This window comes from Micromonospora sp. NPDC005237 (assembly GCF_040607775.1).
Taxonomy (GTDB): Bacteria; Actinomycetota; Actinomycetes; order Mycobacteriales; family Micromonosporaceae; genus Micromonospora.
Genome location: NZ_JBEXHJ010000007.1, coordinates 52,115 through 70,650, shown reverse-complemented (window position 1 = coordinate 70,650; position 18,536 = coordinate 52,115). Strand labels below are relative to the sequence as shown.

General features: G+C 73.0%; 16 protein-coding genes. 8 read left to right on the top strand and 8 right to left on the bottom strand.

Translation table 11 applies throughout. The features are described from left to right. Nucleotides 1-19 precede the first annotated feature (19 nt). Both ABZT87_RS19915 and ABZT87_RS19910 read left to right on the top strand, forming a co-directional pair. A complete protein-coding gene (locus ABZT87_RS19915) occupies nucleotides 20-1,324 on the top strand; it encodes an acyltransferase (RefSeq protein WP_355137239.1) in 1,305 nt (434 codons plus the stop codon). A 37-nt stretch (nucleotides 1,325-1,361) separates the two neighbouring features. Further along, nucleotides 1,362-2,333, top strand: coding sequence for a DNA primase small subunit domain-containing protein (locus ABZT87_RS19910; RefSeq protein ID WP_355137237.1), 972 nt, complete (start codon nucleotides 1,362-1,364; stop codon nucleotides 2,331-2,333). A gap of 15 nt (nucleotides 2,334-2,348) precedes the next feature. On the opposite strand, the gene ABZT87_RS19905 is transcribed toward ABZT87_RS19910, so the two are convergent. Beyond that, the gene (locus ABZT87_RS19905; protein ID WP_234587152.1) at nucleotides 2,349-2,792 is read right to left on the bottom strand and encodes an Lrp/AsnC family transcriptional regulator; all 444 of its coding nucleotides are present in this window, start codon (nucleotides 2,790-2,792) and stop codon (nucleotides 2,349-2,351) included. A gap of 136 nt (nucleotides 2,793-2,928) precedes the next feature. Between ABZT87_RS19905 and pdhA the strand changes: the two genes are divergently transcribed. The 4 genes from pdhA (at nucleotide 2,929) to ABZT87_RS19885 (ending at nucleotide 8,350) form a co-directional block, all read left to right on the top strand. Further along, a complete protein-coding gene (gene pdhA, locus ABZT87_RS19900) occupies nucleotides 2,929-4,128 on the top strand; it encodes a pyruvate dehydrogenase (acetyl-transferring) E1 component subunit alpha (RefSeq protein WP_355137757.1) in 1,200 nt (399 codons plus the stop codon). Continuing rightward, nucleotides 4,125-5,141: an alpha-ketoacid dehydrogenase subunit beta gene (locus ABZT87_RS19895; protein ID WP_355067829.1), complete on the top strand. Its 1,017-nt coding sequence runs from the start codon at nucleotides 4,125-4,127 to the stop codon at nucleotides 5,139-5,141. The genes pdhA and ABZT87_RS19895 overlap by 4 nt, the downstream gene beginning before the upstream one ends. Continuing rightward, entirely contained in the window at nucleotides 5,138-6,538 is a 1,401-nt protein-coding gene (locus ABZT87_RS19890) for a dihydrolipoamide acetyltransferase family protein (RefSeq protein ID WP_355137235.1), read from the top strand. The genes ABZT87_RS19895 and ABZT87_RS19890 overlap by 4 nt, the downstream gene beginning before the upstream one ends. Nucleotides 6,539-6,670: 132 nt before the next feature. Then, nucleotides 6,671-8,350, top strand: coding sequence for a right-handed parallel beta-helix repeat-containing protein (locus ABZT87_RS19885; protein WP_355137755.1), 1,680 nt, complete (start codon nucleotides 6,671-6,673; stop codon nucleotides 8,348-8,350). Between the two features lie 71 nt (nucleotides 8,351-8,421). On the opposite strand, the gene ABZT87_RS19880 is transcribed toward ABZT87_RS19885, so the two are convergent. Together ABZT87_RS19880 and ABZT87_RS19875 are read right to left on the bottom strand one after the other, a co-directional pair. Further along, complete coding sequence (locus ABZT87_RS19880; RefSeq protein WP_355137233.1) at nucleotides 8,422-10,527, bottom strand: PQQ-dependent sugar dehydrogenase; 2,106 nt, start codon at nucleotides 10,525-10,527, stop codon at nucleotides 8,422-8,424. Between the two features lie 20 nt (nucleotides 10,528-10,547). Beyond that, nucleotides 10,548-11,522, bottom strand: a complete 975-nt coding sequence (locus ABZT87_RS19875; RefSeq protein WP_355137231.1) for a sugar phosphate isomerase/epimerase — start codon at nucleotides 11,520-11,522, stop codon at nucleotides 10,548-10,550. Nucleotides 11,523-12,325: 803 nt separating this feature from the next. Here ABZT87_RS19875 and ABZT87_RS19870 point away from each other — a divergent pair. Continuing rightward, on the top strand, nucleotides 12,326-13,585 hold the full coding sequence (locus ABZT87_RS19870; RefSeq protein ID WP_355137229.1) for an Ig-like domain-containing protein: 1,260 nt from the start codon (nucleotides 12,326-12,328) through the stop codon (nucleotides 13,583-13,585). Between the two features lie 108 nt (nucleotides 13,586-13,693). On the opposite strand, the gene ABZT87_RS19865 is transcribed toward ABZT87_RS19870, so the two are convergent. Continuing rightward, a complete protein-coding gene (locus ABZT87_RS19865) occupies nucleotides 13,694-14,710 on the bottom strand; it encodes an SMP-30/gluconolactonase/LRE family protein (RefSeq protein ID WP_355068339.1) in 1,017 nt (338 codons plus the stop codon). A 201-nt stretch (nucleotides 14,711-14,911) separates the two neighbouring features. Between ABZT87_RS19865 and ABZT87_RS19860 the strand changes: the two genes are divergently transcribed. Continuing rightward, nucleotides 14,912-15,334, top strand: a complete 423-nt coding sequence (locus ABZT87_RS19860; protein WP_355068341.1) for an STAS domain-containing protein — start codon at nucleotides 14,912-14,914, stop codon at nucleotides 15,332-15,334. 132 nt (nucleotides 15,335-15,466) lie between these two features. On the opposite strand, the gene ABZT87_RS19855 is transcribed toward ABZT87_RS19860, so the two are convergent. The 4 genes from ABZT87_RS19855 to ABZT87_RS19840 form a co-directional block, all read right to left on the bottom strand. Beyond that, nucleotides 15,467-15,859: an FKBP-type peptidyl-prolyl cis-trans isomerase gene (locus tag ABZT87_RS19855; RefSeq protein ID WP_355137227.1), complete on the bottom strand. Its 393-nt coding sequence runs from the start codon at nucleotides 15,857-15,859 to the stop codon at nucleotides 15,467-15,469. Between the two features lie 193 nt (nucleotides 15,860-16,052). After that, complete coding sequence (locus ABZT87_RS19850; RefSeq protein ID WP_355137225.1) at nucleotides 16,053-16,610, bottom strand: hypothetical protein; 558 nt, start codon at nucleotides 16,608-16,610, stop codon at nucleotides 16,053-16,055. Nucleotides 16,611-16,774: 164 nt separating this feature from the next. After that, the gene (locus tag ABZT87_RS19845) at nucleotides 16,775-17,335 is read right to left on the bottom strand and encodes a hypothetical protein (RefSeq protein ID WP_355137223.1); all 561 of its coding nucleotides are present in this window, start codon (nucleotides 17,333-17,335) and stop codon (nucleotides 16,775-16,777) included. Next, nucleotides 17,332-18,414, bottom strand: coding sequence for an Asp23/Gls24 family envelope stress response protein (locus ABZT87_RS19840; RefSeq protein ID WP_355137221.1), 1,083 nt, complete (start codon nucleotides 18,412-18,414; stop codon nucleotides 17,332-17,334). Before ABZT87_RS19840 ends, ABZT87_RS19845 begins: the two co-directional genes overlap by 4 nt. Nucleotides 18,415-18,536 lie beyond the last annotated feature (122 nt).

Sequence of the window (18,536 nt, the reverse complement as noted above, 5' to 3'; positions counted from 1 at the left end):
TCGAGAGGTTCCTGACCGCATGACTACCCCCGCCCTCGTCCGCTCCCGTGGCACGCTCGCCGATCTGCTCTCCGGCCGCAGCAACGGCATCGGGCTGATCCGGCTCTGCCTCGCCGTGGGCGTCGTGTTGTCGCACTCCAAGCCGCTCGGCTTCGGGGCCAACGACCTCGGCTACCACATCACCGGTCGGCAGACCAACGTCGGCACCATGGCCGTGTACGGCTTCTTCGTGCTCTCCGGCCTGCTCATCACCCGCAGCGCCAGGCGTACCGGCATCATCCGCTACGCCTGGCACCGGGCCCTGCGCATCTTCCCCGGGCTCTGGGTCTGCCTGCTGATCACCGCGCTGGTGGTGGCCCCACTGGTGGCGCTGCGCGAGCACGGCACCACCGCCGGCCTCTTCGACAACCCCTGGGACCGCGGCGGCCCGTTGGCCTACCTGCAGGCCAACTGGTGGACCGGTGTCCGTCAGTACGGCATTCAGGACCTGCTCAAGCCGACCACCCCGTGGGGTGAGAAGAGCGGCTCCAGCGTCTTCAACGGCGCCCTGTGGTCGCTCAAGTACGAGATGTTCTGCTACGTCGTGGTGGGCGTCCTGGCGATCACCGCGGTGCTGCGCAACGCCCGCCGGTTCGTGCTGTTCCTGACCGTCGCGCTCTACCTGAGCATCCTGCAGGACTGGGTGAGCTCCGGGCAGTTCAGCGGGCCGGCGTCCACGGCGAGCTGGTCGTTCGACTCGCCCCTGGTGGGCGTGATGAGCTTCCACTACATCGTCTACCTGGGCTTCCTGTTCGCGTTCGGCGCGACGCTGGATCTCTACCGGGAGCGGGTGCCGATCAACGACGCGCTGGGCATCGGCTCGGCCGTGGCGCTGGGGCTGTCCCTGCTCTTCGGCGGCTTCTTCGTCATCGGGCTGCCGGCGTTCGCGTACCTGCTGGTGTGGCTGTCGGTGCGGATGCCGCGCCAGCTGCACTGGGTGGGCCGCAAGAACGACTACTCGTACGGCATCTACATCTACGGGTTCGCCTTCCAGCAGGTGATGGCGAGCCTGGGCTGGAGCCGCTGGGGGTACGTGCCGTTCGCGGCGATGTCGGTCGCGGTCGCCTTCGCCGCCGCGTTCGTGTCGTGGAAGCTCGTCGAGCGGCCGGCTCTGCGGTTGAAGGACTGGACGCCGGGCTTCGTGGCCCGCCGCACGGCGCGGACGGTGCCGGTCGAGCAGCAGACCGCGGTGGCCGAGGAGCCACCCGGGACGCAGCCGGTGTCGGTCGGCGGCCCGACGGAGGAACTGCCGCAGCAGCCCGCCACGCTGGTCCCCGGCCGGTAGCCCACCGGGCCCGCCTCCACGTCGTACCCTCGGGGGCGTGGCCACGGCGGCGGAGGAGATCCAGGTGGGGGAGCGGCTGGTCCGCGTCTCCAGCCCCGACAAGCCGTACTTCCCGGAACGCGGACTGACCAAGCTGGACGTGGTCCGCTACTTCCTGGCGGTCGGCGACGGCATCCTGCGGGCGCTGCGCGACCGGCCGACCATGCTGGAACGCTGGCCGCGCGGCGTCTTCGAGGGCGCGACGATCGCCACCCGGCAGACCAACCGCGGTGACGCGTTCTACCAGAAGCGGCTGCCGGCGGGCGCGCCCGCGTGGGTGCGCACGGCGCACATCACCTTCCCCAGCGGCCGGACCGCCGACGAGGTCGCGCCGAGCGAGCTGGCCGTGGTGATCTGGGCCGCCAACCTGGGCACCCTGCGCTTCCACCCGTGGCCGGTGTCCGCCGCCGACGTGGAGCGCCCCGATCAGCTGCGCATCGACCTGGACCCGATGCCCGGCGTGGGCTTCGAGCAGGTGGTGCCGGTGGCCCGGGAGGTGCGGGCGTTCCTCGCCGAGCTGGGCATGACCGGCTATCCGAAGACCACCGGCGGGCGGGGCCTGCACGTCTACCTGTCGATCGAGCCGAGGTGGAGTTTCGGCGAGTGCCGCCGGGCGGTGCTCGCGCTGGGCCTCCAGATGCAGCGCCGGCTGCCGGAGCTGGTCACCACCACCTGGTGGCGGGAGCAGCGGGACCGGCCGGTCTTCGTCGACTACAACCAGATGTCGCGGGACCACACGATGGCGTCGGCGTACTCGATCCGGCCGACGCCTCGGGCGCTCGTGTCGGCGCCGTTGGACTGGGCGGAGCTGGACGACGCCCGTCCGGAGGACTTCGACGTGCTCACCGTGCCGGCCCGGTTCGCCGAGCGCGGCGATCCGCACGCCGGCCTGGACGGGGATCGGCACTCGCTGGCGCCCCTGCTGGAGCTGGCCGACTCCGAGGGTCTGGAGGCCCCGCCGGAGCGGTGACCGGCGAGGCTCGCGCTACTGCCACGGGCTCTGCGTGCCGTCGAACTCCTCGAAGACCAGCCACGACCGCGTCGACAGCACCCCGGCGATGCGCTGCACCCGGTCGAGCACCACGTCGCGCAGGGCGGCGTTGTCCGGCGCCCGAACGAGGGCCAGCACGTCGTGCTCGCCGCTGAGCAGCGCGACGTGCTCGACGTAGCGCACCTGGGCCAGCTCGGCCGACACCTCCCGCCAGGTGTTCTGCTCGATCGTCAACGCCATGTACGCCGACGTGCCCAACCCGGCGGCCTCGGGCGCCACCTGCGCCCGGAAGCCCGTGATCACGCCTTCGCGCAGCAGGCGTTCCACCCGGGCGTACGCGTTGGTGCGCGAGATGTGGATCCGCTCGGCCAGGGTGCGCACCGACGTGCGCCCGTCGCGGACCAGCTCGTCCAGGATCCGCCGGTCGACCTCGTCCATCGCTCGGGCCGATCGTCCCGATCCGGTTCCCCGGCTCGCTCCGTCTCCGTTCTCCTGGCTCACCGACGCGCCTCCCACATGCCAGACGTCCCGCCTTCTGCGTGGATCTTGAGTCAATCATCCGTCAGGCGGAAGCATAGGCTCACCACACGTCCCAGGAGGTCCCGCCGTGACGACCACACCCCAGGCGGTCCGCAGGGCATCCCCGCGCGCCCGTCGGACGGTCACCCCGCCCGACCCGGCGCGCCCGCTGCTGCCGGACGCCGAACCGGTCCGCCTGCTCGATCCGACCGGTACGCCGCTGCCGGACCGTACCGACTACCCGGAGCCGCCCGTCGAGGCGCTGCGCGAGCTGTACCGCCGGATGGTGCTCGGCCGCCGGTTCGACACCCAGGCGACCGCGCTGACCAAGCAGGGCCGCCTCGCCGTCTACCCGTCGTCGCGGGGCCAGGAGGCGTGCCAGGTCGCCGCCGTGCTCGCCGTCCGCGACACCGACTGGGTGTTCCCCACCTACCGTGAATCGATGGCGCTGGTTGCCCGGGGCATCGACCCGGTCGAGGTGCTCACCCTGCTGCGCGGCGACTGGCACTGCGGCTACGACCCCACCGAGGTACGCGCCGCCCCGCAGTGCACCCCGCTCGCCACCCAGTGCGTGCACGCCGCCGGTCTCGCGTACGGCGAGGCGTACCAGGGGCGCGACACCGTGGCGCTGGCCTTCATCGGCGACGGCGCGACCAGCGAGGGCGACTTCCACGAGGGCATCAACTTCGCCGCCGTGTTCAAAGCGCCGGTCGTCTACTTCGTCCAGAACAACCGGTACGCCATCAGCGTCCCGCTGTCGCGGCAGACCGCCGCGCCGTCGCTGGCGTACAAGGGCGTCGGCTACGGGGTGCCCAGCGAGCAGGTCGACGGCAACGACCCGGTCGCGGTGCTCGCCGTTCTGACCCGCGCGGTCGCGCACGCCCGCGCCGGCAACGGGCCGTTCCTGGTGGAGGCGCACACCTACCGGATGGAGCCGCACACCAACGCCGACGACGCCAGCCGCTACCGCGACGGCGCCGAGGTCGACGCCTGGCGCGACCGCGACCCGCTCGCCCGCCTCCAGGCGTACCTGCGCGCCCGTGGCGTGCTCGACGACGCGGCGGTCGCCGAGGTCGCCGAGCAGGCCGAGGCGTACGCGGCGGACCTGCGTACCCGGATGAACACCCAGCCCACTGTCGACCCGCTGAGCCTCTTCGACCACGTCTACGCCGAGCCCACCCCGCAGCTCGTCGAGCAGCGCGAGCAGGTCCGGGCCGAGCTGGCCGCCGCGCGCGACGAGGAAAGTGACGACTGATGGCCACCACCATGGCGAAGGCGCTCAACACCGCGCTCGCCGACGCCCTCGCGGCCGACGAGCGAGTCGTCGTCTTCGGCGAGGACGTCGGCCAGCTCGGCGGCGTCTTCCGGATCACCGACGGCCTGCAGGCCCGCTTCGGCGAGAAGCGCTGCTTCGACACCCCGCTCGCGGAGGCCGGCATCGTCGGCTTCGCCGTCGGCCTGGCCATGTCCGGGCTGCGGCCGGTGGTCGAGATGCAGTTCGACGCGTTCGCGTACCCGGCGTTCGAGCAGATCGCCTCGCACGTGGCGAAGCTGCGCAACCGCACCCGGGGCAAGCTCAGCGTGCCGATCGTCATCCGGGTGCCGTACGCCGGCGGCATCGGCGGGGTGGAGCACCACTGCGACTCGTCCGAGGCGTACTACGCGCACACCCCCGGCCTGAAGGTCGTCACCCCGGCGACCGTCGAGGACGCGTACTCGCTGCTGCGTGAGGCGATCGACGATCCCGACCCGGTGGTCTTCATGGAGCCCAAGAAGCTCTACTTCGGCAGCGCCGACGCCGAGCTGCCGGCGCGTACCGAGCCGTTCGGCCGGGCCGTCGTGCGCCGGCCCGGCCGCGACGCCACCCTGGTGGCGTACGGGCCGGCGGTGCCGGTCGCGCTGGAGGCCGCCGAGGCCGCCCGCGAGGAGGGCTGGGACCTGGAGGTGGTCGACGTGCGGACCATCGTGCCGTTCGACGACGCCACCATCACCGCGTCGGTCCGGCGGACCGGCCGGTGCGTGGTGATCCAGGAGGCGCCCGGGTTCGCGGGTGTCGGCGCGGAGATCGCCGCCCGGGTGCAGGAGCGCTGCTTCCACGCGCTGCACGCTCCGGTGCTGCGGGTGGCCGGGCTGGACATCCCGTACCCGGCGCCGATGCTGGAGCACACCCACCTGCCCGGCGTGGACCGGGTGCTCGACGCGGTGGCCCGGTTGCAGTGGGACGACCAGCCGGACCCGCGCTGGGCGGCGCAGGGCAGCGCGGCATGACCACCGTCGAGCGGACGCAGGTCTTCCTCCTGCCCGACCTGGGCGAGGGGCTGAGCGAGGCCGAGATCGTCGAGTGGCGGGTCGCCGTGGGCGACATCGTCACGGTGGACCAGAGCGTGGTCGAGGTGGAGACCGCCAAGGCGGTCGTGGACGTGCCCTGCCCGTACGCCGGACGGGTCGTGACCCTGCACGGCGCGGCGGGTGAGGTCCGCCCGGTCGGCCAGCCCCTGATCACCATCGCGCCGCTGGACGGCGGCGACGAGCCCGCCGGGCACGCCACCTACCGCGAGGAGGAGCGTGCCGGCTCCGGCAACGTGCTGATCGGGTACGGCACCGGGCACGGCGGCGCGACCCGCCGTCGGCGTCGGCCCCGACTTGCGCTGGCGCCCGAACCGGCCGACGCCGCCCCGGCCGGCGCTGTCCGGCCCGACGCGGTCCCGGCAGCCGGCGCCGGCCCGGCGGCGGACGAAGCGGCCCCGGTCGGTGGCAGCGCCTCCGCCGAGGTGCGGTCGGCGAGCGCCCTGGTCATCTCGCCGATCGTCCGTCGGCTGGCCCGGGAGCGCGGCGTCGACCTGGGTACGGTCCGTGGCAGCGGGCCCGGCGGTGTGATCCGCCGCGCCGACGTCGAGGCGGCGCTGGCCGTCCCCGTCGCCCGGCTCGCCGCCGTGCCGGACCCGCACGTCGCGCCGACCCCGGAGGGCGACGGCGACCTGATCGTCCCGCTCACCGGCGTGCGCAAGGTGATCGCCGACAAGCTCTCCCGCAGCCGGCGGGAGATCCCCGAGGTGACCATCTGGGTCGACGTCGACGCCACCGGGCTACTGGAGACCCGCGCGGCGATCAACGCGGCGACGCCCGACGCGCCGGTGAGCATCCTGGCCCTGCTGGCCCGGATCTGCCTCAGCGGTCTGCGCCGGTTCCCGCAGCTCAACTCCCGCGTCGACACCGAGGGTCAGCGGATCGTCCAGTCCGCCGGGGTGCACCTGGGCATCGCCGCGCAGACCGACCGGGGCCTGCTGGTGCCGGTGCTGCGCGACGCCCAGCGACTCACCACGGCCGAGCTGGCCGCCGAGCTGGCGGCGACCACCGCCGCGGCGCGGGCCGGGACGCTCGCGCCGGCCCGGCTCACCGGCGGCACCTTCACGCTGAACAACTACGGGGTGTTCGGCGTGGACGGCTCCACCCCGATCATCAACCACCCCGAGGCGGCCCTGCTCGGCGTGGGCCGGATCGTGGACAAGCCGTGGGTGGTCGACGGGCAGTTGGCCGTGCGCAAGGTGACCCAGCTGAGCCTCACGTTCGACCACCGGGTCTGCGACGGTGGGGTGGCCGGTGGCTTCCTGCGGCACGTCGCCGACTGCGTGGAGCGCCCGGCGCTGCTGATCGCCGCCGTCTGACGCGTACCCCCGCCCTGGCACCGCCCGCGCGGCGCCGGGGCCGGCGTGCGTCAGTGGTTTCGCTGTCGCGTCATCGGGAAGTCGGCCCCGCCGGTACGCACCGGAGGCGTCGAAGGGAGCCGACCCGTGGTCGTGGCGAACGAGCTGCTACTGAATTCGGTACGGGTGCGGCGGCCCGCCGCGGCCGGCGCACCGCTCTACTGCGACGCGCTGGAGTACGGGCTGACCGGCGACGGCGCGACCAACGACCAGCCGGCGTTGGCCGCCCTCGTGGACCGCCTCGGCGCCGGGTACGCCTCGGACGGGCGGGCCCGCGTCATCTACTGCCCGCCCGGCATCTACTCGATCCGCGATTCCGGCACGGTGTGGCGCAGTGGGGTCTCGCTGGTCGGCGCCGGCCCGGCGGCGACCCGGTTCATGCTCAGCAACGAGGGCAACCGGGCCGACCCGACCCCGCTGGCCTTCTGGACCACCGTGCAGCACGGGGCCGACCGGGACCGGCACATCGCCGACTGCACCTTCGCCGACTTCCAGATCGACGGCTCCGGCGTGGCGATGGCCGAGTACAACTACCTCGCCAAGGGCCTGGGCCTGCAATACGTCGTGCGCGGCGTGTTCCGCAACCTCTACATCCACCACACCGCGGCCACCGGGCTGGGCTGCGACTTCCTCCAGGACTCGCTGATCGACGGCGTGGTGGTCGTCGGCTGCGGGCGACTGGACAACGGCGAGCAGATCGGCGGCGCCGGCATCGGCGTGGGCATCGGCGGTTGGGGCGCGGTGGAGCGGTTGACCATCGCCAACTGCACCACGCTCGCCAACGGCACCAACGGCATCTTCCTGGAGCTGCAGAAGGACTACTGGCCCCCGCCCCGCGGCTACCGCATCATCGGCTGTCACAGCCAGGGCAACCGGTTCGGCATCTCCGACTGGGGTGCCGACGGTCTCATCGTCTCCGCCTGCACGATGACCGGCAACCTGGAGGCCGGGTTCGACATCTCCGCCCAGGGCACCGCGGCGGTGGCCGGACGGGGTGGGCTGCTCACCGACTGCGTCATCGACGGCAACATCCGCGACGGGGTCATTGTCGGCAACAGCCCGGGCCCGTACACCATCCGGGGCAACCGGATCAGCGGGAACGGTCAGTACGGCTACCACGGGCAGGACCTCGGGCGGGGCTACCAGGGCCCGGTACGGGACGTGGTGATCGAGAGCAACGAGTTCTGGGGCAACGGGCTGGACGCCGTCCGGATCGACCACCAGATGACCGACGCGGTGCTGCTGAACAACCGGATCCGCAACAACGGGCGACAGTACGCGCAGGCCGCCAGCGGCGGTGGCGAGACCGTTCGCTACGCCGAGCGGTCCGTGGTGGACCGGTCGGCGACCTGGCCGCACGACGGGCACCGGGGCAAGGTCCTGCGGGTGGGACGGGCCGTGGCCATGGTCGCCGCGAACACCGGCGAAGAACTCGTCCTGGCGCCGGTCCGGCCCGACGGCATCACCGCGTGGAGTGGGGACGTACCGCCCCCGGGCTGCGGGTACGAGCTGTCCGCGGCACCCGAGCGGCGGGCCGGCATCACCATCGACGCGGCGTTCGACTCGGCCACCATCCGCGGCAACCGGGTCTGGGACAACCACGAGTACAGCACCCAGACCCACGGTCTGTGGATCACCGAACGGGGCAGCTGTGTGGACTGCCGGGTCGAGGACAACGACCTCGCCGGCAACGCCAATGGCGGGATGCGCCTGGACACCCCGCCGGTGGGCGGACGCTGGCGCGACAACCACGTCGACAGCGACTGGGGCTGACCAGCCGGGCCGGAACGCGAAGCGGCGGCGGCCGGAGAGCTCTCCGGCCGCCGCCGCTCGTCGTGCGTGGGTCAGCCGGCCAGGCCGGCCACCGGGGTGGGATCCAGCACGACCGTCGCCGTGGCGGTCTGCGGCGGCACACCGGGCTCCGTCGGCGCGTCGGTGTACTCGGCGACGAAGACCGCGGTGAGGTTGTCCGCGCCGCTGTGCCCACCGTCCACGAAGGTGGGGATCGTCCCGGAGCACCCCGTCGCCGTGGAGAGCGGGTGCCCGTGCTGGTCGTGCCCGAGCACGTAGGTGACCTTCACCCGGGAGCAGTCCACCGGCAGGTCGTCGGTGACCTTCACCTCGTACGCGACGGTCTGCCCGAACTGGAACGGCTGCCCGGCCACCGGGGCGACGAACTCGATGATCGGCGCGGTCGGTCCGACCAGCAGCGGCAGGGTCGCCGAGGCGGACCGCCCGGTGCGGTCGGTCACCTTCAGCGTCGGCGTGTACGAGCCGTTCTCCTGGAACGTCCAGGTCGGGTTGGCGTCGGTGCTGTCCACCGAGCCGTCCGCGTTGAAGTCCCACGCGTAGCTCAGCTTGTCACCGTCCGGGTCGGTGGTGCCGGCGCTGGAGAACGCGACGGTCAGCGGGGCCTGCCCGACGGTCGGCGTACCGCTGATCTTCGGGATCGGCGTCCGGTTGCCGCGGACGAAGTCGATCCGGGACAGCTGGGCGTCCGGGTTCTCGGCGAAGTAGCCGTCCCCGTACTCCAGCACGTAGAGCGCGCCGTCCGGACCGAACTCCATGTCCATCGGGTTGTCCACCACCAGCGACGGCGCCACCGGTCGGATGTCCTGCACGTCCCCGTCGGAGTCGAGGCGGAACTCCTTGATGTAGTCCCGGGTCCACTCGTAGAACAGCGGCACCCCGTCGTAGTAGGCCGGCCACCGGGTGCGCGACGTGCTGGTCCCGTCGTAGTCGTACGCCGGGCCGCCCATCGGGGCGATGCCGCCGGTGCCCAGCTGCGGGAACTCGGCCGAGGCGGCGGCCGCGTACCAGACCTGCGGGGCCTGGACCGGCGGCAGTTGCCGCTTGCCGGTGTTGTGCGGTGAGTCGTTGACCGGTCGCTTGCAGTTGAACTTCGGGCCGGACTCGCCGGTGGCGAAGTCGTAGTCGCGGTAGGCGATCGTCGGCGTCACGCAGTACGGCCAGCCGTAGTTCGCCGGCTTGTCGATCAGCATCCACCGGCCGTGTCCGGCCGGCCCGCGCGCCGGGTTCGCGGTGGAGGCATCGGGGGAGTAGTCGCCCAGGTACACGTTGTCGGTACGCCGGTCGACGGCGAACCGGAACGCGTTGCGCAGCCCCATCGCGTAGATCTCCGGGCGGGTCTGCGCCGTGCCCGGCTTGAACAGGTTGCCGGCCGGCACCGTGTAACCGCCACCGGCCTTCACCTTGATGCGCAGCAGCTTGCCGCGCAGGTCGTTGGTGTTGGCCGCGGTGCGCTGGGCGTCGTACGCCGGGTTGCGGTCGGCCCGCTCGTCGATCGGGACGTAGCCGTCGGAGGCGAACGGGTTGGTGTCGTCACCGGTCGACAGGTACAGGTTGCCCTTGCTGTCGAAGTCGATCTGGCCGCCGACGTGGCAGCAGATGCCCCGGTCGGTCGGCACGTCGATGATCTGCTGCTCGCTGGCGAGGTTCAGCTTCATCCCGTCCAGCTTGAACCGGGACAGCCGCAGCGCGCCCCGGAACCGCTGCCAGTCGGCCTCGGTGCCGACCGCCGGCGCGTCCCCCTCGTTGACGTCGGGGGTCGCCGGGTCGTCCACCGGCGTGTCCAGCCGCGGCGAGTAGTAGAGGTACACCCACTTGTTCTGGGCGAAGTTCGGGTCGATGGCGACGCCCTGCAACCCCTCCTCGTCGTGCTCGTAAACCGGGATGTCGGCGGCGATGGTGTTCAGCCCGGTGCGCGGGTCGTGGATGCGGACCTCGCCGGTCCGGGAGGTGTGCAGCACCCGCAGGTCGGGCAGGACGGCGAGGCTCATCGGCTCGCCGGGGAAGTCGTTGAGCGTCACCTTCTGGAAGCTGCTGTCCGGCGGCGGGGCCGCCGGCGCGGCGGCTGCCGCGGTCGTCGGCGCGACCAGGCCGGCCGACACCAGGAGCAGGGCGGACAGGAAAGCGGTCCGGTTCATCATCAGGTAGTCCCCCGAGGTGGTCAGTACCGGAGTGCGGCGAGGTAGTCGAAGCCGACCCGGGCGGTGTCAAGGGCGTCGGCGGGGGCGCGCGGCGGGGTGCCCGCGTCGTCGCGCTCCACGATGTACTCCTCGATGCCCGCCTCCCGCTCGTGGTCGAAGATCCGGCCGAAGTCGATGACGCCGTCGCCCAGGTCCGCGAAGCCGCCCTCGACGTCCAGGTCCTTGACGTGCACCTGGCGGATCCGGCCGCGGTTGGCCCGGATCACGTCGACCGGGTCGTGTGCGCCCCGCCAGGTCCAGTACAGGTCGAGTTCGAAGTGGACCAGCCGGGGATCGGTCTGCCCGGTGAGGATCTCGAAGCCGGTCGAGCCGTCGGTCAGCGGCACGAACTCCAACTGGTGGTTGTGGTAGCCGAAATCGAGCCCGGCGCGCTCGGCCAGCCGGCCCGCCTGGTTGAGATCCCGGGCCAGGGCACGGTAGACGGCGGGGTCCCGGTACGGACGGCCCTGGGCGTCCCGACCGAAGTACGGGTGGACGATCTTCTTGCAGCCCACCGTGTTGGCGTCCGCGAGGGCACGTTCCCAGGTGGCGGCGTCGAACGGCTGCGGGATGCCGGTGTGCCCGGAGGTGGCGCGCAGCCCGGCCGCGTCGAGCGCGGCCCGGAACTCCGCCGCCGTACGCCCCACGAAGCCGGCGTGCTCCACCCGCCGGTAACCGATGCGCCGCAGGGCGGTCAGGGTGCCCGGCAGATCGGCGGCGAGCTGGTCACGCACGGTGTAGAGCTGGATGCTGATGCGGTCCACCGGCACCCGACGCCGGCCGTGGGACTGGCCCCGGGCGGCGGTGTCGCCTGCCGGCGCGGCGTTCGCCGGCCCGGCGAGGAGCCCGGCGGCGCCGACGGCGGCGGCGGAGACGGTCGCGGCGCGGAGCAGTCCGCGCCGACTGACCGACTCGGAGGTCGCTGTCGGCTCCGAGCGGTTGGTCTGGTGATCCATGGTGGTGGTCCCTTCCTGACGGCTGGTGTGCCGTCGGCAGCTGTCGACCGGCTGCCTTTGCCGGGGCGCGCCGAACCGGCCGGAGGCGCGCTCCGGCTGGACGGTGAGGACGACGCTTCGGGGCGGTCGGCGCCCCTGAGGGGGACCGCGGCCGACCCGGCAAGGGAGGCAGGCAGGCTGATTGACGAATGGGCAACCTTCTATCTGAAAGCCGACCCTACCCTTGCCTCCGGACAAAGGCAAAGCTTCGTCTCGACGAGCAGAAGTTTCGCTTCAAATGACAAAAGTCCTCCCAGCAGGTGCGGCAGCCGCCCCGACCCGTCATGCGTGCCCGTCTTACACGCCATTCCGGCCGAGCGCGACCCGAGGGGCGCACCGGTCCGAAGCCCTGCTCGCCGATCGGCCGATTCCTCGCGGAGATCCACACGACATCGGCGATGTTGCTGCCTCCCGCGCGTCGGAAACCGCCCCATCCCCGATGTCGCGATGATCTCGGCGCGGGGCGCGGGGCGCGGGGCGCGGGGCGCGGGGCGCGGGGCGCGGGGCGCGGGGCGCAAGTCGTGCAACGACGGCGATAGGTGCGGCCGTGGCGGGGTCGGGGTGGGACCGGACGTTGCGGGTCGGGTGACGTGCGGGAGTGCGGACGTGCCTCAAGGCGGCACTCGTGCGTTTTTCTCGCCAACCGGCGCAGTGTCGGAAAATGCGCGGATAAATGCGCCGCCGATTATTTCCGAATGCCCTGGATACTCCTGTAGGGGCCGACAGAATGTGGCGGAGGGCAGTCGAAAACGGGGGGACTGAACATGACACCTAGGCGGCGATTGACGCTGTTGGCGGTAGCTATCGCGGCCGCACCGCTCGTGCTGGCCGGATGTACCGCCGACCGGGACGGGCCGGCCAAGGGACACGTCGCGGCGCCGGAGGTCACCGTGACACCGGGGGACAAGGCCCGGGACGTTCCGATCAGCGCCGAGGTCGGCGCGGTGGTCAAGGGTGGACGGGTCACCGCTGTCCGGCTCACCGACGACAAGGGCGCGCAGGTCAAGGCGGAGCCGCGCGAGGACGGCTCCGGTTGGGTGCCGAGCGCGCCGCTGGCACCTCGGCGTACGTACACCGCGGAGGTGACCGCGACCGGTGACTCGGGTGCGACCACGACGCGGACGACCACGTTCACCACGATGGCCAAGTCCACGAAGCCGCAGATCACCAGCACCCTCTATTTCGTCGGCAACCGGACGTACGGCACGGCAATGCCGGTAACCGTGGCGTTCGACCCGGGAATTCCGAAAGAGGCCAGGGCGGATGTGCAGCGCCGGTTGTTCGTGAAGACTAATCCGCCGCAGCCGGGTACCTGGTCGTGGCTGGACGACGGAAGTCAGGTCTATTACCGGGCGCCCGATTTCTGGCGGCCGGGGACGACGATCAGTGTCCGTGCGGGGCTGGAGGGCTTGCCGATCGGCAAGAACCTGGTCGGGGACGCCGAGCGGACCGCGACCTCGAAGATCGGGAAACAGGTCTCGCTGGAGATCGACAACGCCACGAAGCAGATGACGGTGCTGCGCGACGGCAAGCTGGTGCGCCGCATCCCGGTGAGCCTGGGCAAGCCGAGTACGCCCAGTTCCAGCGGCAAGATGGTGATCATGGAGAAGCACGAGCGGACCACCTTCGACACCCGGGGTGAGCCGAACGGCGGCTACGTGGTCGACGTCGACGACGCCCAGCGGCTCACCTGGGGTGGTGAGTTCATCCACTCGGCCCCCTGGTCGGAGGGCGAGCAGGGCTACACCAACACCTCGCACGGCTGCGCGAACGTCTCCGCCACGGCCGCGGACTGGCTGATGGGGGTGACCCAGGTCGGCGACTTGGTCACCGTCAAGGGCACCGAGGTCGACCTGCAACCCGGCAACGGCTGGACGGCGTGGAACGTGAGTTGGGACGAGTTCGTCAAGGGCAGCGCCCTGCCGGTGCCGTCCGGGCTCAAGCCCGCGCCGGTCGCCCCGGCGCACCCGGGCGCGGTGGCCGGCGGGTCACCCGCGCCGGCGCCCTCGATCAGCGGGCGCTGAGGCACCGGGCCGACCCACCGTCGCGGTGGGTCGGCCCGTTCGCCGTGCAGGCACCCCGGCCGCGTCCGGGTCGGCCACCGCCCGACACGCCGGGCGCGAGCCAGGCGGTCATCCCAGGGGTACGCGGGCCACGCCGGGCCCGATGAGGCTGCCCAGCCAGAGCTGGTCGCCGTGCTGTCGTACCCCGGTGATCATCCAGTAGTTCCCGGCCGGGCCGTGCAGCGTACGACGGACCGTGCCCTCGCCGTCGACCAGCGCGACCAGCCCGTAGCGGCGCGGCTGCGGCTGCATCGCGTCGGGCAGCAGAGCGGCGAGCTGGCGCAGCCGCGGGTGCGGCAGCAGCCGTTCGGCGATGGGCACCCGGGGGCTGGGCAGGGCGATCCAGTACGTCCCGTCGCCCACCGCGGAGAGATTGTCCGGGTACGCGGGCAGGTCGGCGAGCACCCGCACCCCGCCGCGCAACTCCACGCGGAGCAGCCGGTGGGTGGTGGTCTCGACCAGCATCAGCGCCGACTCGTCGGGGGTCAGCGCGATCCCGTTGGGGAAGTACAGCCCGTCGGCCACCACCTCGGTGCGTCCACTGCCCGGGTGGTGGGCCAGCACACGGCCGTTGGGGCGGTGCTCCAGCAGGTCCCGCTTCCAGTGCGAGACCGGGAACCGGTCCGACGAGTCGGTGAAGTAGACGGTGCCGTCGCGGGCCACCGTCGCGTTGTTGGCCAGGTGCACCGGCGGCGCCGTGCCGGTCAGCTCGCGGACCGCCCCGTCCGGCGTGACCCGCAGCAACCCGCGGTACGCGTCGCACACGATGAGCGCCTCCCCGGACGGATCCGCCTCGATGCCGAGCGGCCGGCCGCCGGTCTCGGCCAGCAGCCGGGGTCGGGTGCCGGCCGGCGCGTCGGCCGGCCACCACCAGATGTTGCCGTCCTCGTCGCCGCTGATGACCCGGCCGCTCGGGTCGACAAGCACGTCCTCCGGCCCGACGGCCCCCGGGGGGAGGGGCAGGAGGTCGACCTGGTCGAGCCGGCGGTCCGTGGCCGCCCACACGCCGTTGAGCGGAGGCGGGACGGTGGCCGGTTCGCGGACGGGACGGATCAGCCGTGGCGGCCGGGGCCGGGGGATCACCATCGGGTCATTCTCCACCGCCGATGCCCTGTCGACCTGGAGCGCCGTGCACGCGGCGCGGCACCTGGCCGTTCGGCCGACCGCGAGGGCCCTGGCCTCCACCCCTAGGGGGATGAGGGGCACATCGGGGGATGACCCTGGGCGTACCCGGGATCACTCCGCGGAGGGGCGAAACTGTCGGTGGTGGGGGCTAGATTTCACCTCATGGAAGAGCGCAGCGACCGGATCGACGTGCAGGTCAGCGTCGGTGACCAGGTGGTCCAGGTGCGGGTGGCCGGCGAGGTCGACATCGCCACCGTTGCCGCCTTCCGGTCCGCTCTGTGGTCCGCGCCGGCACGGCCGGTCGTGCAGCTGGAGATGTCCGGGCTGCGCCTGCTCTCCGCGGCCGGGGTGCGCGCGTTGCTCGCCGCGCACCTGCGCGTCCGGGCCCGGGGCGGCGAGCTGGTCCTGGTCGATCCCACCCCGGTGGTGGCCCGGGTGCTGCGCGCCACCGGCCTGCACCGGGTGATGCCGATCCTCGAGCCCGGCCGGGTGGTCGAGGCCGCCCGTCGTCCGGTGCCAGCCGATCTGGTCGAGGCCGCCCGTCGTCCGCCGGCCGCGGCCGGCGGCCTGGTGCTGGCCGCCTGACGCTGACCGCGGTGTGAGCAGGGGCCCCGTCCGAAACGCGGACGTGCGCACGCCGACCAGCGGTCTGACGCCGGCAGCGGGCGCGCTCAGGGGCCGCCCGGCATCGAGCCGAACGACCCCTGCCACGTTCGATCAGCCCACGCCGAGCAGGTCGACGACGAAGATCAGCGTCTCGCCCGGCTTGATGACGCCGGCAGCGCCGCGGTCGCCGTACCCCAGGTGCGGCGGGATGGTGAGGCGGCGACGGCCGCCGACGCGCATCCCCGCCACGCCCTGGTCCCAGCCGGCGATGACCTGACCGCCGCCGAGCGGGAACTCGAACGCCTCGCCCCGGTTCCAGGACGAGTCGAACTCGCCGCCGGTGGAGTGGGACACGCCGACGTAGTGAACGCTGACCAACTGACCCGGCTCGGCCTGCGGGCCGTCGCCCACGATGATGTCCTCGGTCACGAGGTCGGCCGGCGGCGCACCCTCGATCGGACCCACCTCGGGCTTGCCCGATCGGGCGCCTGCTGCCTGGTTCATGCGGGGATCTCCTGCCGTGTTGGGTGATGTGGCCGGTCACCGTCGATCCTGCCGGATAGCGCGTCACCGATGTGCGGCGGACCCGCCACCTGCCCCGACGCGTCCGGACCCGACCCCGGATCACCGACCTGGGGTACGCGTCTCGACGGGCGTCACCGGTGGTGACGCCCGCCGTGCGACGGTGCGGTGGTGCTCACCGCAGCCAGGGCACCCGCGCGACGATCGGCAGCTTCGCCCAGAGCTTCCCGAGGCCCCAGGTGTCGCCGGCGTTGACCAGCGCCAGGACCGCGAGCACCGCGGCGTAGATCAGGTGGTCGTCCATGAAGAGGTTGTTCTCCGGAGGCAGGACGGCGGTCCACATGAGGACCAGCAGCAGCCCACCGGCCACGGCCGCGACCCGCATGCCGACGCCGAGCAGGAGCGCGATGCCGATCCCGGCGAGGCCGGCCATGAACAGCCAGTCGGCCCAGGCGGCGCCGGCGATGCCGGTGTAGACGTCCTTGAACGGGCCGGCGACCCCGAAGGTGAGGAAGCCCTTGGTGGGGCTGCCCCCGTTGATCCAGGCGTTCTTCGACCCGGTCTCGTGGCCGAGGCCGAACAGCTTGTCGAGGAAGGCCCAGAGGAAGATCCAGCCGAGCGCCATCCGGGTGCCGGCCAGGACGTACCGGGTGGCCTTCTCTCGGGTGGTGCCGGTCGCCGGAGCGGTGGTCTCGGCGGTGGTCCGCTCGATCGTCGCGGTCATGGTGTCCACGTCCCTTCTCTGCCTCGCACCGCGCTTCCCGGTGGCATCTCCATCAGACGCTCGGGGTGGCGCGCTCGGCAGGGCCGACGGACCGCACCGGCCCGGGACCTTGGACCCCCAACGGCCCTGCTGTTCGGGGTGGTCGTCTGGTGGGGCCTCGGCGGGCGGCCGGCTCAGGGGCGGGCCGGCGCGATCCGGGCCGTCACGTCGAGGTGTGCGGGTTGGCAGCCGGCCGTCGTGGCGAACCGGCGGACCGATTCGTGGACGTGCTCGCGGACTCCGGCGGCGCGGGCGTCGCTGGTCAGGTCCACCCGGACCCACACGTCGGGGCGCGGTGGCGTGCCGGTGAGCACCACCCGGGCCCGGTGCACCCCGGGCGCGCGCAGCAGGTCCCGTTCCAGCGCGCGTACGAGCACCTCACTGGCCAGCCGGGTGCGACCGGGCAGGCTTCCGGGGCGGCTCAGCGTGCCCCGCAGGGCCTGGTCGGGTCGGCGTAGCGCCCGGTGCAGCAGGCGCTGGCCGGCGACGGCGGTCAGCAGCCCGCCGACCGCCGCGGCCAGGGTGCTCCAGGGCGTCGCGAGCCGCCACGCGTCCACCAGCCCGCCGCCGAGCAGGACCGCGTCGGGGTCGCCGAACGGCAGCGTGCCGGAACTGGCTGCCAGCGCGGTCGCACCGCCGGCGACCAGCAGCAGCGCGACGATCGTCCACAGCAGGCGGTGCGCGGCATCGGTCATGCCGGCCGCCGGCGGGGCAGCAGCCGGACGTCGACGCGGTCGGCGCGTGGCGAGGCGAGCTGACGCAGCTCCTGGCGCACGGCGAATTCGACCTCGGCACGGGCCGCCGGGTCGCCGGTGGCGCGCAACCGGGGTCGCCACCGGTCGCCCTGACGCCGGACCCGCACCCGGGTTCCGCGTACGCCCGGCACGGTCTCCGCCGCGTCGGTCAGCCGGCGTTCCACGCACCGCCGGTGCAGGTGCCAGCCGTCGCGCGGGTCGACTCGCAGTCGGACCGGCGTCCACCGGCGCAGTTGGGCGGTCAGGACGAGCAGGCCCAGCAGTGCGGCGGCGGCGGCCGCTGCCCGTACGCCGGGATCGTGCCACCGGGTGGTGGTCAGCGCGTCGTACCACCCGGGGCGGATGAGCAGCGGCGTCGGGCGACCCAGCGTGACCAGCAGCGCCTGCGCGGCCAGCAGGACGCCGCCGGCGAGCAGGGCGACGGCCAGCAGCGCGGACGCCACCCGGTTGGCGGTCGCCGTGGTCAGCTCGGGGCGTGCGACCGGTCGGTGCGGCGGGACGTCGTCGGCCGAGCCGGTCACCACCAGGTCCCGCACCGTGATCGTCACCGCGGCCACCGCGCGGCCGGTGCCGGCGAGCACCTGTTCGGCGACCGCCCGGCGGACCGCGTCGGCGACGGCGGGCACGCGGTGGCCGTACTCGATGATGAGGTTCAGGTCGAGGCCCACGGACCGGTCGCCCACGCGGACGGTGGCCGGGCGGACGTCGGACACGCCCGGCACCCGTCCGGCCGCGTCGGCCGCGATCCGCCCGACCTGGGCCGCGCCGGTTTCGCCGGCCGGCGGCTGCGCGGCGAGGCGCGGCCCGCCGCCGGTCGGGTCGGCGTTCGGGGTGGAACGGGTGGGGGTGGGGCGCGGGGGAAGTCTGTGGTGTCGTCCCGCTCGGTCGGCGTTCGGTCGGCGGCGGATGGTCGGATCACCGGCGGGGCGCGGCTGGCGAGGTCGACGCGGGCGCTCCCCCTGGGGTCGGCGAGGACCCGGCCCGCGCGCGGCGAGGGTGCCGAACTGCTGACGCGACATGCGCTGACCTCCCAGCCGGTCCGCTACGGGCGACCTCGCTGGATACACCTCGCCGGGCGTCCTGGAACACGACCTGGATGTGATCCAGGTCACAGGAGCCTGTCGAGCGCTGGCATCGCCCG